This is a genomic window from Streptococcus sanguinis (genome assembly GCF_050234405.1).
Lineage (GTDB): Bacteria > Bacillota > Bacilli > Lactobacillales > Streptococcaceae > Streptococcus > Streptococcus sanguinis_W.
In genome coordinates, this window is record NZ_CP092117.1 from 174,258 (window position 1) to 191,890 (window position 17,633).

The window sequence follows — 17,633 nt, forward strand, 5'->3', positions numbered from 1 at the left end:
TGAAATTACTTATCCTTAATGACGGAGTCAATAATATCTTTGGTTTGTTTCATTTGATAGGTAGACATTACCCCAACGATTTGATTGTTCTGGGTAGAGAAACTAAACTGTTCATCATTGGAATTTTTATAGACAAAGGTTGTATCGTGTTCTGAACGCATAATCATTTCCGGACGACCAAGCTTGTCGAAAGCTGTCTTGGGAGTGTCGGATGTGGTGATGCTAGAGTAGCTGCTTTTGGCCGGCTGAGCGTCTTTTAGGCTAAAACTCAAATTCGTCAGGACATTATTGGTAAAGTAGCACATAATGTCTCCGTTGTCTGTGTGCCAGATGTTAACAGAGTTGCCAGGGTCATTCTCATCAGTGCTGAATGTAGGTTGGCCTAGAGCTGCTGTTACCTCATCGTAAGACGTTTTAGGTTTGTCACCATTGATATCCTCTCCGTTTACCTGAATGACAAAGCCAGTGGAAATATGAAAATTTCTTATTTTCTCTAATTCAGGAATAGAAGCTGCATCTGGTATGTATTGTAGTGCAGAAGCATCATCTGGATCAAAGGTAGCACGTTTCTGAAATACCTCATCACTACTTTCATAGGTGCTAGAGCTACTGCTAGATGATTTGCTGGATGTTTCCTTAGAGGATGAACTTTTCGAAGCTTTGAGGGAGCTAGGCGTCTTTTTTCTTTGCTGCGTCTGCTTGGCAGGCATGCAGGCTGAGAGAGCTAGCAGAGAGAGAAGGCTGAGGGCATAGAAGCTAACTTTTTTCATAATCAATCTTTTTTCCTTTCGCTGATGATGAATGATATTTTTATAATATTATATCAGCAAAGTTTGCTAGAAACAATAGGAAATGCAATAAAAAAGCCCTTTGGTGGGCTTCTGGAAATATATCTATGAAGGCGGTAGACGGATTTGAACCGACGATCAAGCTTTTGCAGAGCCGTGCCTTACCACTTGGCTATACCGCCGCAACTCTTATTATTCTATCGTAAATACTTGCTTTCGTCAAGAGTCTTTCATAGTCAAAGCAGAAAATGTTAGATGTTCCTATTCTGAACGATTTGGAGAATAAATGTTCTGCTGAGAAGTGGGAATAGTGGCTAGCGGCAGAAAATCTGGTAAATGCCTTGTCAAAGAGCTGCACATTTGTTATAATAGAAGGTGCCGTGTAAATGGCAAAATACTCATTTTAGATGAATTGTGGGACTGTTGCCCTCGGGTGGTCTTGCGAGCTGAAATCTAAAAGAGGAAAAAAACAAAAAGGAGAATTTACTCATGGCAGTAATTTCAATGAAACAACTTCTTGAGGCTGGTGTTCACTTTGGTCACCAAACTCGTCGCTGGAACCCTAAGATGGCTAAGTACATCTTCACTGAGCGTAACGGTATCCACGTAATCGACTTGCAGCAAACTGTAAAGTATGCTGACCAAGCTTACGACTTTATGCGTGATGCTGCTGCTAACGATGCAGTTATCCTCTTCGTTGGTACTAAGAAGCAAGCTGCTGATGCTGTCAAAGAAGAAGCAGAACGTTCAGGTCAATACTTCATCAACCACCGTTGGTTGGGTGGAACTCTTACAAACTGGTCTACTATCCAAAAACGTGTGGCTCGTTTGAAAGAAATCAAACGCATGGAAGAAGACGGAACCTTCGAAGTTCTTCCTAAGAAAGAAGTCGCTCTTCTCAACAAACAACGTGCTCGTCTTGAAAAATTCTTGGGCGGTATCGAAGATATGCCTCGCATCCCAGATGTGATGTACGTAGTTGACCCTCATAAAGAGCAAATCGCTGTTAAGGAAGCTAAGAAATTAGGTATCCCAGTGGTTGCCATGGTTGATACTAACACTGATCCTGATGATATTGATGTTATCATCCCAGCTAACGACGATGCAATCCGTGCGGTTAAATTGATCACTGCGAAAATGGCTGATGCTGTTATCGAAGGCCGTCAAGGTGAAGATAGCGTTGAATCAGTAGAAGCAGAATTGGCTGCAACTGAAACTCAAGCAGATTCTATCGAAGAAATCGTTGAAGTTGTTGAAGGTTCAAACGAATAATCAGTAAACTAACCTAAAGGGGCAGGGCTCAGCCCAGCTCCTTTATTTAAATTAAAAAATAGGAGAAGAAAAATGGCAGAAATTACAGCTAAGCTTGTCAAAGAATTGCGTGAAAAATCTGGTGCTGGTGTCATGGACGCTAAGAAAGCACTTGTTGAAACTGATGGTGACATCGAAAAAGCGATTGAATTGCTTCGCGAAAAAGGGATGGCAAAAGCAGCTAAGAAAGCTGACCGTGTTGCCGCTGAAGGTCTGACAGGTGTTTACGTAAACGGTAATGTTGCCGCTGTTGTTGAAGTGAATGCTGAAACTGACTTCGTTGCGAAAAACGCTCAATTTGTTGACTTGGTAAATGCAACTGCGAAAGTAATCGCTGAAGGCAAGCCGGCTAACAACGAAGAAGCACTTGCTTTGACAATGCCTTCAGGTGAAACTCTTGAAGCTGCATACGTATCTGCAACTGCAACTATCGGAGAAAAAATCTCTTTCCGTCGCTTTGCTTTGATTGAAAAGACAGATGCTCAACACTTTGGTGCTTACCAACACAACGGTGGCCGTATCGGAGTTATCTCCGTTATCGAAGGTGGAGACGATGCTCTTGCTAAGCAAATCTCTATGCACATTGCTGCGATGAAACCAACTGTTCTTTCATACAAAGAATTGGATGAGCAATTTGTCAAAGATGAATTGGCACAATTGAACCATGTCATCGATCAAGACAACGAAAGCCGTGCAATGGTTGGTAAACCAGCTCTTCCACACTTGAAATACGGTTCTAAAGCTCAATTGACTGATGCAGTCGTTGCTCAAGCTGAAGAAGACATCAAGGCTGAGTTGGCTGCTGAAGGCAAACCAGAAAAGATCTGGGACAAGATCATCCCAGGTAAAATGGACCGCTTCATGCTTGACAACACTAAAGTTGACCAAGCATACACACTTCTTGCACAAGTATACATCATGGATGACAGCAAGACAGTTGAAGCTTACCTTGAATCAGTAAATGCTTCAGTAGTTGAGTTCGCTCGCTTTGAAGTTGGTGAAGGTATCGAAAAAGCTGCTAACGACTTTGAAAACGAAGTAGCTGCAACAATGGCTGCTGCTCTTGGTCAAAACTAATCGTTTTTAGCTTAAAAATAGAACGATAAAAAGGTCTGAGAAAAAATCTCAGACCTTTTTATAGGTTTTTAAACATCAAGTTTAGAATGGTGAGCAGCATCACTTAGCTGCTTTTTCTCTTTCTTCCTTATGAGCAATCAAGCCATTGGTAAAAATCAAGACTGCCAAGAGGAAGAGAAGTATTGTCGTTTGTGGGTAAGTCAGGCTAAACTGGTAGACTTTGGTAATAAACAAAAGGGGCAGAGTAACCACCATTATAATCATAAAGCTATACCATTTGACTCGGTTACTGACTAGCTCCTGTTCGAAGAGCAGGGGAGCATAAAGACAGGCGATGAGAGCTCCGATAGGAATATCAACATAGTCAGCCGAAAAGATGGTGAAAATACTCAGAGCTGCAAAGAGCCATTTGAGTACATGACGAGAATAGTTGAGCCAATCCATTTTCATTGGATTATCCTCCTTGTTTAGATGATAGTTGGCAGGCAGGAGTTTCTGTCTGTCTTTTCCTTGTGGATTTCCACCTATATTATAACGCTTTAAAAGCAAAAAGCAAGCGGTTACACAAGTATAGCAAAGCTTTTTCACTAGTTTGAATTGTCAGATCTTTCAGTCATCCCTTTTTCTTTCAAAATAGAGACTTTTCCGGTATAATATTAGTCAAAGATAGTCAATGTTAGAGAAGCAAGGAAAAAAGAAATTTATTCTGAAATTCTCAACTGGAAAGGGAAGTTATGGGTGCAAAAAACACATCGGACAGTATTGAAGCATATATCAAGTCTATTCTGGCTCAGGCGGGAATGGTTGAACTGAAACGCAGTGAACTGGCTGATGTTTTTCAGGTGGTTCCCAGTCAGATTAACTATGTGATTAAGACTCGTTTTACGGAAAGTCGGGGCTATATCGTCGAGAGCAAGCGTGGTGGCGGCGGCTATATTCGGATTGGAAAGATTGAATTTTCCGACCGGCATCAGATGCTTTGCGGCCTGTACGACAGTGTGGGGGAGCGTGTCAGCCAGCAGGTTTTCACAGATGTTATTCAGCTTCTTTTTGACGAGAAGATTATGACTGAACGTGAGGGCAATCTAATCTTGTCAACAGCATCGGACTCGATTTTGGGTGATGGGGCTGCGGTGATTCGTGCCCGAATATTAAAAAAGATTTTACAACAACTAGACAGAAAAGGAATGGAATCATAAATGAAATACTCAAAAGCCTTAATAGAAAGCTTGGAAGCAGCCCAGCTCTTGGCCGGCCATTTTACGACAGATTATCTGGAATCATGGCATCTGCTGATTGCTCTGGCTAATAATCCCTACAGCGTTGCTGGCTCAGTCCTCAATGAGTTTCCTGTGGAAGTTGATGGATTTGAAGAAGCGGCTTTTCAGATTACTGGTCAGGCTTATCAGAAAGACGGTCACTTCGAGCTGCTGCCTTTTTCTTATCGCTTAGAGGAGTTGTTTGAGGAAGCGGGGCAGATTGCAGAAGCTGTTCGGGCTAAGCATGTAGGTACTGAGCATGTGCTGCTGGCCATGCTATTTGACCGGGGGACCTTGGCCTCTCGTATTCTGGAATTTACCGGCTTTAGCTACGAGGACAAGGAGCAGGGAACGAAAATCAGTGATTTGCGAAAGGTCTTGGAGCAGCGAGCTGGCTGGGGCAAGGAAGATATCAAGGCTATTCGCAGTCTGAATAAGGGGGTAATGGCTGCCAAGCAGACCATGGCTAATATGATGGGGATGCCGGCTTCTACTAGCGGAGGCCTAGAAGACTACACCCGTGATCTGACGGAGCTGGCTAGAGATGGCCGATTGGAGCCCGTCATTGGCCGTGATCAGGAAATTTCACGGATAGTTCAGATTCTCAGTCGCAAGACTAAAAACAATCCAGTGCTGGTTGGAGATGCTGGGGTTGGTAAGACAGCTCTGGCTTTAGGACTGGCTCAGCGTGTAGCAGCTGGTCAGGTTCCGGCTGAACTTGCTAAGATGCGGGTTTTGGAGCTGGACTTGATGAATGTAGTCGCTGGCACTCGCTTTCGCGGAGACTTCGAGGAGCGGATGAACAACATCATCAATGACATTGAAGAAGATGGTCATGTCATTCTCTTCATTGATGAGCTGCATACTATCATGGGCTCTGGCAGCGGTATTGACTCGACCTTGGATGCGGCCAATATTCTGAAACCGGCTCTGGCTCGTGGAACTCTGCGAACAGTTGGCGCTACGACGCAGGAAGAATACCAGAAACATATTGAAAAAGACGCGGCCCTTTCTCGGCGCTTTGCCAAGGTCAGCATAGAAGAGCCTAATGTGGCTGACAGCATTGCTATTTTGCAAGGCTTGAGAAAGAGCTATGAGGACCATCACAAGGTACAAATTAGTGATCAGGCGATTGAGACGGCGGTGAAATATGCCCATCGCTATCTGACTAGCAAGCATCTGCCGGACTCTGCCATTGATCTTTTGGACGAGGCTAGTGCGACAGTCCAGAACAGAGGACCGCAGAATTACGAGCAGTCGGATTTGACGCCAGTGGATCAAGCCTTGATGGCAGCGGATTTTAAAAAGGTTTCACAACTGCTTGAGCAAGAGCAGCAACCTAAGCTCTATAAACTGAAAGTGGAAGAAGACGATGTTTTGGCTACTCTGAGTGGCTTGTCTGGTATTCCAGTGCAGAAGCTGACTCAGACAGATGCGAAGAAATACCTCAATTTGGAAACAGAACTGCATAAACGCGTGATTGGGCAGGACGAGGCGATTTCAGCTATCAGCCGAGCTATCCGACGGAACCAGTCTGGTATCCGCAGTAGCAAGCGTCCGATTGGCTCCTTTATGTTCCTAGGTCCGACAGGAGTCGGGAAAACAGAGCTAGCCAAGGCCTTGGCTGAAAGTCTCTTTGATGACGAATCTGCTCTCATCCGCTTTGATATGAGTGAGTACATGGAGAAATTCGCGGCTAGCCGCCTCAATGGAGCGCCTCCAGGCTATGTAGGCTACGAAGAAGGAGGGGAGCTGACGGAAAAGGTGCGCAACAGACCTTATTCTGTCCTGCTCTTTGACGAGGTGGAAAAGGCGCACCCGGATATTTTCAATGTTCTCCTGCAGGTCTTGGATGATGGTCAGCTGACTGACAGCAAGGGCCGCAAGGTGGACTTCTCCAACACGATTATTATCATGACCAGCAATCTGGGGGCAACCAGTTTGCGGGATGATAAGACGGTGGGCTTTGGAGCGCGGGATATTCGCTTGGACCATGCCAATATGGAAAAACGGATGCTGGAAGAACTCAAGAAAGCATATAGACCAGAGTTTATCAACCGTATCGATGAGAAGGTAGTCTTCCACAGCTTATCTGCAGAAGATATGCAGGAAGTGGTCAAGGTTATGGTTAAACCGCTCATTGCCAGTCTCGCTGAGAAGGGAATTGAGCTGAAGTTTCAGGCTAGTGCCCTTAAGCTGCTGGCTCAGGAAGGCTACGATGTGGAAATGGGAGCACGGCCATTGCGCCGCACTCTGCAGACTCAGGTGGAGGACAAGCTGTCTGAGCTACTCTTGACAGGAGACTTGACGACGGGTCAAACTCTTAAGGTCGGAGTCAAGGCTGGCCAACTCAAGTTCGAAGTGGTCTAGAAAGCGAACCTTGCAATAGGAAATGGTGTGCTCGCGGTTAATCACGTATAGCAATCATACCTATAGATACCGAACAGTTATTTCATCATTCAATGAAATTGGAATTGAAGGATTGGAGGCTGATATGTCGTTTTTTAAAGACTTGTTTGCCGGCAAGAAAGCCAGAGTGAAAACACCAGAAGAGCGCAAGGCGGCTAATATCCAGCGGTTGAAAAAGGAAGATATTCCTTACATCGAGCATTTGCCGGTCATCGAAAGTGCTGAGCAGGTGCGACCGCGTTCGCTAGAAGAAATTGCGCGTCGGGCTATTAGCAGCCTCTTGATTATTCAGGCGGCCTTGGATATCGAAAATAATAATTATAATGAGGAGAGCCGCCAGTGGCTGCAGGATAAACTGCAGCAATACGGGGTGCAGGAAGAGCTGACGCCCAAAGAAAGGGTGGTTTTAGAAGATCGTGCCGACCCGGCAGCTATCATCAATATGGTTTGGAAATACGAGGCCTATTGGTCCCTGATTTGGTACTTGGGTCTAGTAGATACTTTGCCATTTCCAGATAAAATCTGTGATTGTGATGCTGCTATTGATGCAGTCGCTAGTGCGGTTGACTTTCAGGAATTTCTGGGAAAATGCCAACCGCGCAGCTTAGAAGAGTTACTGGATGAGGATGATTTGATTTATCGTTATCATTGGGCCTGTGTTGATGCTCGGATTCATGACCAGCCAGCACCGGCAGGCCTTGATGAAAGTGTTGTTCTGGAGGGGCGGTCTGGCCTTGACTGGCTGCTGGGGCTGAATACGGCCCAAGACTGGGATGCTGTTGAGCTGCATACCTAGTCCAACTTCTCTTGATTCACTTAATTAGAAAAGGAGGTACCTTTGTCCGCTCGTAAAATGGCTAAAATTGCCATCCTATCGGCTCTATGTGTGGCCTTTCGCTATGCATTTTCCTTTCTGCCCAATGTGCAGCCTATCTCAGCTATCTTTTTCCTGATAGTCATTTTTGAGGATTTGCCGACTTCACTCCTAGTGATGGCTGTGACGATGTTTACATCAGCCTTTCTTTTGGGAATGAGTCCGATCGTCCTCTTTCAGTTGCTGTCCTTTGGACTGATTCTTTGCCTTTGGCGGCTGCTCTATCCTCGCTTAAATCTAGTGGGACAGGGAATAGTAGCAGCTCTCCTATCCTTTGGCTATGGCATTGCCATCGATACACTGACAGCCTTGCTGTACAACTATCACTGGTGGTCTTATGCGATTATCAATGCTTTGACCTTCAATATAGCGCACGGACTGTCGACCTTGTTTTTTTACCCACTCTTGTACCCTATTTTAAGGAGGCTCTATAATGAAAAAAATCTTTAGTTTGCTCACACTTGCTTTTGCCCTTCTCCTTGTTGGTTGCGGCAGCAGCCAGACCAATACTGACAAGGGCTCTAGTTCCGCTGATTCTTCTGTCAAAAAGGAACTGAAAATCAGCATCAGTATTGCACCAGATGGTCAGGAGAAGAGCGAGAAAACGGTGGCTGTTGAAGAAGGAAAGACAGCTATGGATGCTTTGAAGAAGGCCTATAAGGTCGAAGAAAAAGATGGTTTTATCACTTCTATTGACGGCCATGCTCAGGATGAAGCAAAGGGCCTCTACTGGATGTTTAAGGTCAACGGAGAAATGGCTCCTAAGGCAGCCAATCAAATCACTGTCAAGGATGGAGACAAGCTGGAATTCTACCAAGAAGTCTATCAGCAATAAATCTTTTATAAAAAGAATTTGATGCTTAAGGCATTAGGTTCTTTTTTTGTGCTTAATACAGTTTTAAAGTGTCTGAAAAATATTTTTATAAAATTTTATAAAAAACTATTGACAAAAGAAAAATATAGTTTATAATAAAATCATAGAAAGAATAAAATATAAAAAACAATAAAAAGGTTAAGCGTATGAAAGAAAAAATTGCAATCGTCTTTGGAACATTTGCTCCCTTGCATCAGGGGCATATCGACTTGATACAGAAGGCTAAGCGTTCTTACGACAAGGTGCGCGTGGTGGTTTCAGGTTATCAGGGAGATTGTGGGCAGGAAGTGGGTCTGTCTCTGCAGAAGCGATTCCGCTATACGCGGGAGACTTTCGCTGATGATGAGTTAACACAGGTTTATAAGCTAGATGAAACTTCCTTTCCCCGCTATCCTCTAGGTTGGGATAAGTGGCTGTCGGCTTTATTGGAGTTGGTGGGCTATGATGCAGAACGCGAGGAACTGATTTTCTTTGTTGGTGAGGCTGACTATCAGGAAGAGATAGAAAAGCGTGACTTCAAAACTTCTTTGCTGGAGCGCCAGTTTGGTATCTCAGCTACGATGATTCGGGAAAATCCTAGTCGTTATTGGAAATATATCGCCCAACCTTTCCGCCGTCACTTTACTAAGAAAGTGCTGATTATGGGTAGTGCCAGCAATGGTAAAACGACCTTGGCTAAGGATTTGGCTCGCTTTTATGATGCTCCGGTTAGTCTGGAATATGCTCGAGAATACCAGATTCAAAATAACGTGCGAGACGATGAGCTGACCCCTAAAGACTACTATTATCTGCTCTTGGGACAATATGCTCAGACTTCCCACTTAATTGACAGCAGCGCCAACCGTGGTCTGGTCGTGGCTGATACAAATTCGCTGGTAACCAAGGCTTACTATGATTACTATCTGAAAGAAAGTCCGGTTCAGGACGAGGAAACAGATACCTTTGATAATCTCTTTGCCAGCATTTTGTCCAAGGAAAAATGGGATTTGATTCTCTTTGCTGAGCCGGTCGGCACCTATGTTAACGATGGCTTTCGCGATATGAGCATGGCAGACGAGGCTATCCGCAGTGATTTTTCAAGCCATCTAAAAAGGCTGAAAGAGCAGTGCTTGGCTCATATTCCGACGGTCTATCTAGCTGGTAGTTATTTTGATAATTATCAGGCGGCCAAAGAAGCGATCGACATGATTTATCAAGCGGATTAAAAAAGAAAGTGGTAAAATAGAATGGTAGTAAAAAATCAAAAACTCGCTCCTGCGGCTCTCTACGCAGGACTGAAACAAAAATCTCAAACTTTTGCTCGGAATTTCCGCAATGTCTGTGCCGCAGCTAAAAAGCAGGGGATAAAAGGGGTCGCGAAATTGTTTTGGCAGGATTTATTTGGCGGGCGCAGCTTGGCTCAATGGCTCTACTTGATTACTCTTTCCAGTTTGCCTTTCATTTTGGAGTTCACCAGTGGTCAGGAGCAGCATGACTGGCTGGGACTCTTTGCTTCTTGGACAGGCATCGTCTGTGTAATTTTAGTAGCCGAGGGGCGGGCCAGCAATTACCTCTTTGGAGCTGTTAATTCGGCAATTTACCTTATATTGTCCTTCAATGCTAGCTTTTATGGAGAAGTGCTGACTACAGTCTACTTCTTTATCATGCAGCCAATCGGCCTCTATACTTGGCTGTCCAACCGGGTCAATGAACAAGATAAGGAAGAGCCATCTCACTTCGAAGCTAAGAAGTTAGACTGGCGTGGCTGGCTTAAATATTTGGCCTTGACGGCTTTGATTTGGATTGGTATGGGCTTTGCCTATAAGAGCATTCACAGTCACCGTCCTTTCCGTGATAGTGTGACAGATGCGACCAATGGTATCGGTCAGCTTCTCATGACTGGTCTCTACCGCGAGCAGTGGATTTTCTGGATTGCGACCAATCTCTTCAGTATCTATCTCTGGTGGGGTAGCAACCTTCATATCCAGGCTATGTACTGGGTCTATACCCTTAATAGTATCGTTGGATGGTATCAGTGGACCAAGGCGGTGAAGAAAGCTTAGACTAAGATTTGAGATTTTTTGATAGAAAAAATAGCTTAGGAAAGGAAGAAACTCATGACCAAACAGGATATCCCAGCGGGAATGTCGGAAAAAGAGTACTATGAAACCATGGCGGATGAGTCCGCCTTTTTGGCATGGTACAAGACACAGGATTTGCCCAAGTATGAAACACCTAGTGTAACAGCGGATATGGTGGCCTACTGCTTCGTAGAAGGTCAGATAAAACTCTTGGTCATCAAGCGCAAGGCTCACCCTTATCAAAATAAATATGCTTTGGTCGGAGGTTTTGTAGACAAGCATGAGGATGCCTATCAGGCCTGCATTCGGGAAGTCAAGGAAGAGGTGGGGCTGGAGATACCGCTGGAAAAGGTGGAACAGCTGATGACGGTATCTACTCCAGGGCGTGATCCACGCGGATGGGTCATTACCATTGCCCATCTGGTCTATCTGCCGGCCATAGCAGTAGATCAAGCGCAAGCTGGGGATGATGCCAAGGAAGTCACCTTTCTTGATGTTGACTTTAAGACTAGTAGTTTTAAAGATGGTGAGCAGTTCTTGACCTCAGAAGACTTTGCCTTTGACCACTACCAAATCCTGTTAGAATCTATCAAGCGGATTCAGGGACGACTGGACTGGAATCCAACTTTTCTTCATCTGCTGGAATCGCCGTTTACTGTCTATGAAGGGACTGAGCTGGTCAATCTCATCTCGCCGAGACGACCTATCGTCAGCAATAATTTTTTAGTAAAATTTGGAGAATACCTAGAGGAGGCTGGCGTTAAGCGAGTACCGAAGAAGAAGCCGAGAAAAGTGTATCGGCTGAAGGTAGAAAAATAAAATTAAAAGAAAGTTGATCATATATTTCTCTTGCAGGACAAATTTGTCCTGTTTTTTCATTTTTAATTACGAATAGATAAGTAGGAGCGAGTTTCTCATGACAAAAGAAGCAGGGTGAGAAACAGAACTTTACTTGAGTAAAAAAATTTTTGAAAAATCTTGCATAAATGATTGACATAGTAAAATCATAATGTTACAATAATGTTACAAAAAGATTTCTGAATATTACAAGGAGACAAAAGATGAAAACACGTACTTATACAAAAATGATGGCGGCTGCAGTTCTGGCTTCTAGTTTGCTTTTAGGGGCATGTGGTAAGAAAGAAGAAAGTACAACAAGTGCTAGTTCTAGCAAGACTGTTCAGACTTCCTCTAGCTCAAAAGCTGCGTCATCCAGCAAGGCCAGCGCTTCTCCTAAGGCTAGCAATAGCGCTTCTTCAGAAGGAGCAGTTAACCAGCCTGGACAAGCCCAAGCTCCTGCTGGTCAGCAACAGTCTACTGTCGAAGCACCTCAAGCCCAACAAACGCAGCCGAAGCAAGCTTCAGGTCGACAAAACACTCAGACTCAAGCAACTCAACCAGCCCAAGCACCGGAAAGCAATCGCCAGCTTCAGAATAAACAAGCAGCCAGCAATGCTCGCTATAAAGGTGTCTTGACTATGGTGGATGGGGATTTTTCAGCCGCTGCTGGAACTTGGAAGGATGCCAATGGAAATACTGTGACCGTATCGGGTAATGGTCAATTCACAGTCCAGTCTGCAGATGGAAAGACAGATAATTATTCCATTGCTTCCTACTCTTATACACTGGATGATGGCAAATACAATGCGCAGTTAAGCGGCCAAGGCAATGCCAATCTGCAGATTACAACAGGAGCAGATGGTTCAGTAACAAGCGTTGTGGTGACTCAACCCTAAATAAACCAAAAGGAAGTCCAATCGGCTTCCTTTCGTTTTTATTTTTGAATTTGTAAGAGTTCTTCGATTTCAGCCAGACTTTCAGCTTGTGAAATAGCACCGCGGAGCTTGGCTGCTCCGGCAGTACCGCGCAGATAATGCGGAGCTAGGCCGCGGAATTCACGAATGGCCACATATTCTCCTTTAAGATTCACCAAGCGGGAGAGGTGGTCATGGGCGATTTTCATCTTGTCCTCGAAACTGAGGTCTGGAAGGATTTCGCCGGTTTCAAAGTAGTGGTTGATTTGGTTAAAGAGGTAGGGATTTCCCATAGCAGCTCGGCCTACCATGACAGCATCGGCGCCGACTTCCTCAATCCGCTGCTTGGCGTCTTGTACACTCCGGATATCTCCGTTAGCGATGAAAGGAATCTTGGTCAGAGCTTGGGCTACATCGTGCAAGGTCTCAAGGTCAGCATGACCAGTATACATTTGCTCACGGGTGCGGCCGTGCATAGCCAGGGCGGAGACTCCGGCGGCTTCGGCTGCTAGAGCATTTTCTACAGCTAGTGAGCTGTCGGACCAACCCGTCCGCATCTTGACTGTCAGAGGAATATCCAGAACGGACTGGACCTTGTTGATGATTTTATAGATTTTCTCAGGATCCTTGAGCCATTTAGCCCCAGCTTCGTTTTTGACAATTTTATTGACCGGGCAGCCCATATTGATATCGACAATATCGGTTTTAGTGTTTTCTTGGATAAATTCTGCTGCGCGCGCCAAACTGTCCTCGTCGCTACCGAAAAGTTGGATAGAAACGGGATTTTCTCCCTCATCAATATGAAGCATGTGGAGGGTTTTTTCGTTGTTATACTGGATGCCCTTGTCAGAGACCATTTCCATCACGACCAATCCTGCTCCCAGCTCTTTGGCAATGGTTCGGAAAGCAGAGTTGGTTACGCCGGCCATAGGTGCCAGAACTGTGCGGTTGGGAATTTCGACTTTCCCGATCATAAAAGGGGTATTAAGATTTGTCACGAATCAGTTCCTCCAGGTCATTTTGGTCAAAGTGATAAGCAGTTTGGCAGAATTGGCAGACGATTTCAGCCCCTTGGTCTTGGTCACGCATCTCTTCTAAGTCAGCCTTTGGCAGAGTAGCCAAGGCATTCATAAAGCGCTCTTTGCTGCAGTCGCACTGGAAGCGGATTTCTTCTTCAGACAGGCGTTTGTATGGCTCATCACCATAGATGGCAGCCAGCAGAGCTTCAATATGGTCATCGGATTCCAGCAGTTTTGAGATGGCAGGCATTTCTTGGATCCGTTTCTCAAAGCGGGCGATTTCAGTTTCCTTGGCACCAGGTAGAACTTGTACCAAGAAGCCGCCAGCAACCTTAACTTTATCATTCTCATCCAAGAGGACATTGAGACCAACTGCGGAAGGTGTTTGCTGGCTTTCGGTCAGGTAGAAGGCTAGGTCTTCGCCGATTTCTCCAGAGATGAGAGGGGTCATGGAGTTGTAAGGATTGCCCGTACCATAGTCCGTGATAACGAGGAATTCACCTTGGCCGACAAAAGGACCAACCAGAACTTCGCCGGTAGCTGTCTTTTTGATATCTACACCGGGATTCTGTACATAACCTTTGACATTGCCCTCAGTATCTGACACTGTGATAATCGCGCCTAGTGAGCTGGTCCCGAGGATCTTGACAGTAATCTTGGTCTGGCCTTTTTCATTTGCAGCCAAAATCTGACTGGCAATCAGTGTGCGGCCAAGTGCAACGGTAGAGCTTGCTTGAGTTTGATGTTTTTCTTGAGCGGTCCGAACCGTCTCTGTACTATCCAGCACATAAGCACGGAAAGAACCATTTTCTGAGATAGTTTTGATAATTTTGTCCATACCATTTATTTTAACATAAAATAGAAAAACAAGCGCGAGGCTGCGCTTGTTTTTTGGGGTTAGGAAGAATTTTAAGATCAAAAATAGTATAATAAAATAAAAAGCAGAGGAGGCTAGCATGAACCAATCTTTGAAAGCGGCAGTCTATGGTTTGGCGGTGGCGGATGCATTAGGAGTTCCGTATGAATTCTTGACCCGTGGCAGTTTTAAAGCAGTTGAGATGGTGGGTTATGGCAGCCATCAGCAACCAGCTGGCACTTGGTCAGATGACACTAGCCTTGTTTTGGCGACCTGTGATTCTATCAGGGGAAAAGGTAGGATTGACCCTAACGATATGCAGCAGCGGTTTAAAAATTGGCTCTTCGAGGGAGTTTACACGCCAGATGGCCTGACCTTTGATGTAGGAAATACGACTCGCGAAGCCTTGACAAGTGGACACGGTCTGTCTGATGAATATTCCAACGGGAATGGTTCTTTGATGCGGATTCTGCCCCTAGCCTTTACGGCAGCTGGTCCGTCTGATATTGAGGCTGTTTCCAGTATTACACATGCCCATGCGACTTCCGTGGAGGCCTGCTTGCTTTATGTGGATATTGCTCGTAGGCTCTTAAAAGGCCAGCAACTACCGGAAATACTATTAGGCTTAGAGACTAGTACGACCTACGCTCGTTTGCAAACTTTAGCAGATCTGACCGAAGATGACATTCGCTCTACTGGCTATGTGGTGGATACCTTGGAAGCAGCACTGTGGTGTCTGCTGACTAGCACTTCTTATCCGGAAACTGTCCTGAAAGCTGTTAATTTGGGCGATGACACTGATACAGTAGCAGCAGTTGCTGGCGGCTTGGCTGGTATCATCTATGGTTTGGAAGGAATTCCTGACAACTGGTTAGCCCAGCTGCGCCATAAAGAACTGTTGGAAAGTTGCTTGTTTTAAAGGGATAATCGGAAGACAGGACTGTATTGATCATTTAAAAAGTAAAACATTAAAAGAGCCATCTAGGCTCTTTTGCTTATTCTGTAGTTAATTCTTTCTGGGCTTCCTTGCCTTGGTCCAACAGGGCTTGGATAATCTTTTGATCACGCAGTTTGACAGAGTTGTTGATGGTCTCTGCAGATTGGATAACAGTGGCTTCTAGCAGAGCACGTTTTTCTCGTCCTTTATCAATGGCTTCGATAATGCCTTGATTTTGTGCGACGAGGCTTTCTGCCAGCTTAGTGACAGACTCAACAGCGATAGTAGGGCTTTGGGAAATCCGCTCCAGTTGAGGAATGACTTCCTTGCTCGTTTCGGCGAGCATTTGCAGGGCAGCGTTATTCGCATTAGAGATAGCGTCAGCTACCTGACCAGACTTCATCGATTGCTGGAGAATGCCTAACTGGGCGATAGACAGTTTCATAGTTGGAATGGTATTTCGACGGAGCATTCCTAGCTTCTGGCGCATATCAGAGGAAACCTTGACCAGATTACGCATTTGAGGAGTCGTCGCCCAAGCTACATAGAGACGGCTGACATATTCAGTGTGTTGCTGCTCTAAGGTATTGACCACCTCTGTCATTCGGGCTAATTCTTGCGATTTGACTTGGTAGTCAACAGTTGTCATATCTAACTGAGCGACTTCAGCCTGCAGTTTGAGCGCTCGATTGCCAGATTCTTGCTGAGCAGCTTCGATAAAGGAAATAACTCCAACTAGGTTTTCAATCGATTTGGTATTGTCCTCAATCAGCATTTCAGCAGAAACAATATTGCGAGCCAGAACGTCTTCTTGTTTGACGACTGTTGCAGCCATACCGTCCATTTTCTGCTCAATATTTTGTGAGTCAAAATAGAATTCTTGAAGGGTATTTTTGCTTTGTTTGAAGAGTTTTTCCAAGAAATTAGGCTTTTTGTCCAGTTCCGCTACTTGAGCATCCTTGTATTTTGCGACAAAGCCATTGAGTTCTTTGTTGGTATTTTTTAAAAGCTCATCTACCTGGGGAATTTGTAATTTTTTCTGCTCGGCTAAGATACGATTGACAGTACCGTTGACCTCTTCTACAGCAGATTGGCCAAAGTCCAGCAAGGCATTTTGGTCTGATACGAAGTTATCCACCAGCTGCGGAGCTTTAGCCGTAATCGCACTCTGTTGCTCAGGAGTCAGCTTTTCTAGAAAAGTTAGCTGACCATTTTCTTGAGTCGTGTTGGCTTCGATGATTTCTGTTGTTTTGTCGCTTTTACTGATGGCATTGTTAGCAATTTTATCAATGTCAAAATTAAATTCTTGGCTCATAGTTTCTCCTTTGGTTTATATAGATTAAAGGCCAGTTTCTGTTTGCTTTTCTTTGTCTAAGATGCGCAGGCTAATGTCAAAGTCCCTCAAATCAGCTTCATTTAATTGGCGCAGCGCTTCGTCTAGGTCCAAGTCAAACTGCTCGATAGCTGCTTTGGCCTTGGCTAGCCGCTCCTCTGCATTGTAAAAATCTTTGGGAGAAGCTTTGATTTTGAGGTAGCCTTCTAAAATATCTTCGTAGTGCTCCATCTGGGACTGATGAATGGCAGTCAGCTCTTCCTTATTGTTGCTTTCGGATTGGGAGATTTTTTGAAGAATGGCCTCATGGTCAATCTGAATATTGCGGACCGTAGCGACCAATTCTGGGGCTAGCTCTTCTAGACTAGTTTTCTTAGGCTGAGCTTCTTTTCGTTTTTTCTCTCGTTCAATCTTTCTCAGTTGTTCATCAATTTCATCGGTTACGGTACGAATTTTGGTCTGGATCCGCTGGTAGACTGAAGCAGGAATTTCTCCTCGTAGGTCGTTAGCAGCATTTTTGATATAGGTTAGCTGGGGAAGAATTTCTAGAGCTAAATTCTGATAGCTTTCTTGGTCCCCATCTTCTTGGTAGGCTTCCAATTTTTTTATGCGGCGGTCAGCCTGACCAATTTCTGATTTCAAATCTTCAATACGGCCAATGCTGGCTTGCTTTGCTTCAATCCGAACTTTTTTCTGGCTTTGGTGGCGATAGATTCCGTAACCAATAGCCCCCAGAATAGCTATGGGAATTAGATAGCTGGCTACAGCTCCAGAACCAAATACAAATACAAGTATCCAAATCCAGCTAAACCATTCTGGTTGCTGGTTAGAATCATCCTTTTTTCTCGACATGGACTTTGCTCTTTCTTCTCAATGTGATATCTCTATTTTAACATAAAAGCTGGTTTTTGAAGGATAAAGATTGAAATGATTTTATATATTGAGACCATTTTTTATATTTGCTTAATTCAAAAAGACATTTGATTCCTATCAATAAAGCAAGCGTCATTTCTAAAACGAAAGTTTCTTCGTTTCTCTCAAATATGCAAACAAAAATCGCAAGGAATTCCCTGCGATTCGTA

At 44.6% G+C, this 17,633-nt stretch carries 18 protein-coding genes and 1 tRNA gene; 12 read left to right on the plus strand and 7 right to left on the minus strand.

What is annotated here, in order from left to right; translation table 11 throughout:
- Positions 1–5 precede the first annotated feature (5 nt).
- Positions 6–770: a hypothetical protein gene (locus MFP28_RS00950; RefSeq protein ID WP_002907832.1), complete on the minus strand. Its 765-nt coding sequence runs from the start codon at positions 768–770 to the stop codon at positions 6–8.
- A gap of 129 nt (positions 771–899) precedes the next feature.
- Positions 900–970: transfer RNA gene (locus tag MFP28_RS00955), tRNA-Cys, on the minus strand.
- Between the two features lie 307 nt (positions 971–1,277).
- On the opposite strand from MFP28_RS00955, the gene rpsB reads away from it, so the two are divergent.
- Together rpsB and tsf are read left to right on the plus strand one after the other, a co-directional pair.
- A complete protein-coding gene (gene rpsB / locus MFP28_RS00960) occupies positions 1,278–2,060 on the plus strand; it encodes a 30S ribosomal protein S2 (RefSeq protein WP_002894015.1) in 783 nt (260 codons plus the stop codon).
- A gap of 72 nt (positions 2,061–2,132) precedes the next feature.
- On the plus strand, positions 2,133–3,176 hold the full coding sequence (gene tsf, locus MFP28_RS00965; protein WP_002894014.1) for a translation elongation factor Ts: 1,044 nt from the start codon (positions 2,133–2,135) through the stop codon (positions 3,174–3,176).
- A gap of 99 nt (positions 3,177–3,275) precedes the next feature.
- On the opposite strand, the gene MFP28_RS00970 is transcribed toward tsf, so the two are convergent.
- Positions 3,276–3,764, minus strand: coding sequence for a hypothetical protein (locus MFP28_RS00970; RefSeq protein ID WP_162064593.1), 489 nt, complete (start codon positions 3,762–3,764; stop codon positions 3,276–3,278).
- 146 nt (positions 3,765–3,910) lie between these two features.
- Here MFP28_RS00970 and MFP28_RS00975 point away from each other — a divergent pair, with 146 nt between their 5' ends.
- The 9 genes from MFP28_RS00975 to MFP28_RS01015 all read left to right on the plus strand — a co-directional run bounded on the left by MFP28_RS00975 (position 3,911) and on the right by MFP28_RS01015 (position 12,388).
- Positions 3,911–4,375 carry a CtsR family transcriptional regulator gene (locus MFP28_RS00975; RefSeq protein ID WP_002899234.1) on the plus strand — a complete coding sequence of 155 codons (465 nt, stop codon included), beginning with the start codon at positions 3,911–3,913 and terminating at the stop codon, positions 4,373–4,375.
- On the plus strand, positions 4,376–6,805 hold the full coding sequence (locus MFP28_RS00980) for an ATP-dependent Clp protease ATP-binding subunit (protein WP_002907834.1): 2,430 nt from the start codon (positions 4,376–4,378) through the stop codon (positions 6,803–6,805).
- Positions 6,806–6,929: 124 nt separating this feature from the next.
- Entirely contained in the window at positions 6,930–7,640 is a 711-nt protein-coding gene (locus MFP28_RS00985) for a DUF4272 domain-containing protein (RefSeq protein WP_002907835.1), read from the plus strand.
- A gap of 42 nt (positions 7,641–7,682) precedes the next feature.
- Entirely contained in the window at positions 7,683–8,168 is a 486-nt protein-coding gene (locus MFP28_RS00990; protein WP_002905512.1) for a hypothetical protein, read from the plus strand.
- Positions 8,152–8,553, plus strand: coding sequence for a DUF4430 domain-containing protein (locus MFP28_RS00995; protein WP_002894007.1), 402 nt, complete (start codon positions 8,152–8,154; stop codon positions 8,551–8,553). Before MFP28_RS00990 ends, MFP28_RS00995 begins: the two co-directional genes overlap by 17 nt.
- Positions 8,554–8,738: 185 nt before the next feature.
- Entirely contained in the window at positions 8,739–9,797 is a 1,059-nt protein-coding gene (locus tag MFP28_RS01000) for an AAA family ATPase (RefSeq protein ID WP_002907836.1), read from the plus strand.
- 21 nt (positions 9,798–9,818) lie between these two features.
- Positions 9,819–10,634, plus strand: coding sequence for a nicotinamide riboside transporter PnuC (gene pnuC, locus MFP28_RS01005; protein ID WP_002907838.1), 816 nt, complete (start codon positions 9,819–9,821; stop codon positions 10,632–10,634).
- 54 nt (positions 10,635–10,688) lie between these two features.
- Positions 10,689–11,471, plus strand: a complete 783-nt coding sequence (locus MFP28_RS01010) for an NUDIX domain-containing protein (protein WP_002907840.1) — start codon at positions 10,689–10,691, stop codon at positions 11,469–11,471.
- A 242-nt stretch (positions 11,472–11,713) separates the two neighbouring features.
- A complete protein-coding gene (locus tag MFP28_RS01015) occupies positions 11,714–12,388 on the plus strand; it encodes a DUF6287 domain-containing protein (protein ID WP_002907842.1) in 675 nt (224 codons plus the stop codon).
- 38 nt (positions 12,389–12,426) lie between these two features.
- Here MFP28_RS01015 and dusB read toward each other — a convergent pair whose 3' ends face one another.
- Both dusB and hslO read right to left on the minus strand, forming a co-directional pair.
- The gene (gene dusB / locus MFP28_RS01020; RefSeq protein ID WP_002907845.1) at positions 12,427–13,404 is read right to left on the minus strand and encodes a tRNA dihydrouridine synthase DusB; all 978 of its coding nucleotides are present in this window, start codon (positions 13,402–13,404) and stop codon (positions 12,427–12,429) included.
- Entirely contained in the window at positions 13,391–14,263 is an 873-nt protein-coding gene (hslO, locus tag MFP28_RS01025) for an Hsp33 family molecular chaperone HslO (protein ID WP_080556537.1), read from the minus strand. The genes dusB and hslO overlap by 14 nt, the downstream gene beginning before the upstream one ends.
- A 118-nt stretch (positions 14,264–14,381) precedes the next feature.
- On the opposite strand from hslO, the gene MFP28_RS01030 reads away from it, so the two are divergent.
- Positions 14,382–15,200 (plus strand): ADP-ribosylglycohydrolase family protein, encoded by an 819-nt coding sequence (locus tag MFP28_RS01030; protein WP_002907848.1) that lies wholly within the window; start codon positions 14,382–14,384, stop codon positions 15,198–15,200.
- A gap of 76 nt (positions 15,201–15,276) precedes the next feature.
- On the opposite strand, the gene MFP28_RS01035 is transcribed toward MFP28_RS01030, so the two are convergent.
- Both MFP28_RS01035 and MFP28_RS01040 read right to left on the minus strand, forming a co-directional pair.
- Entirely contained in the window at positions 15,277–16,533 is a 1,257-nt protein-coding gene (locus MFP28_RS01035) for a toxic anion resistance protein (RefSeq protein ID WP_002907849.1), read from the minus strand.
- A 24-nt stretch (positions 16,534–16,557) separates the two neighbouring features.
- Positions 16,558–17,403, minus strand: a complete 846-nt coding sequence (locus MFP28_RS01040; protein WP_002907850.1) for a hypothetical protein — start codon at positions 17,401–17,403, stop codon at positions 16,558–16,560.
- Between the last annotated feature and the right edge of the window lie 230 nt (positions 17,404–17,633).

Coding starts and splice junctions, on each gene's coding strand:
- pnuC (WP_002907838.1), top strand. CDS start 9,819: ATGGTAGTAAAAAATCAAAAACTCGCTCCTGCGGCTCTCTACGCAGGA.
- MFP28_RS00980 (WP_002907834.1), top strand. CDS start 4,376: ATGAAATACTCAAAAGCCTTAATAGAAAGCTTGGAAGCAGCCCAGCTC.
- tsf (WP_002894014.1), top strand. CDS start 2,133: ATGGCAGAAATTACAGCTAAGCTTGTCAAAGAATTGCGTGAAAAATCT.
- MFP28_RS01035 (WP_002907849.1), bottom strand. CDS start 16,533: ATGAGCCAAGAATTTAATTTTGACATTGATAAAATTGCTAACAATGCC.
- MFP28_RS01010 (WP_002907840.1), top strand. CDS start 10,689: ATGACCAAACAGGATATCCCAGCGGGAATGTCGGAAAAAGAGTACTAT.
- MFP28_RS01030 (WP_002907848.1), top strand. CDS start 14,382: ATGAACCAATCTTTGAAAGCGGCAGTCTATGGTTTGGCGGTGGCGGAT.
- rpsB (WP_002894015.1), top strand. CDS start 1,278: ATGGCAGTAATTTCAATGAAACAACTTCTTGAGGCTGGTGTTCACTTT.
- MFP28_RS00995 (WP_002894007.1), top strand. CDS start 8,152: ATGAAAAAAATCTTTAGTTTGCTCACACTTGCTTTTGCCCTTCTCCTT.
- MFP28_RS01040 (WP_002907850.1), bottom strand. CDS start 17,403: ATGTCGAGAAAAAAGGATGATTCTAACCAGCAACCAGAATGGTTTAGC.
- MFP28_RS00975 (WP_002899234.1), top strand. CDS start 3,911: ATGGGTGCAAAAAACACATCGGACAGTATTGAAGCATATATCAAGTCT.
- MFP28_RS01000 (WP_002907836.1), top strand. CDS start 8,739: ATGAAAGAAAAAATTGCAATCGTCTTTGGAACATTTGCTCCCTTGCAT.
- hslO (WP_080556537.1), bottom strand. CDS start 14,263: ATGGACAAAATTATCAAAACTATCTCAGAAAATGGTTCTTTCCGTGCT.
- MFP28_RS00950 (WP_002907832.1), bottom strand. CDS start 770: ATGAAAAAAGTTAGCTTCTATGCCCTCAGCCTTCTCTCTCTGCTAGCT.
- MFP28_RS01015 (WP_002907842.1), top strand. CDS start 11,714: ATGAAAACACGTACTTATACAAAAATGATGGCGGCTGCAGTTCTGGCT.
- MFP28_RS00985 (WP_002907835.1), top strand. CDS start 6,930: ATGTCGTTTTTTAAAGACTTGTTTGCCGGCAAGAAAGCCAGAGTGAAA.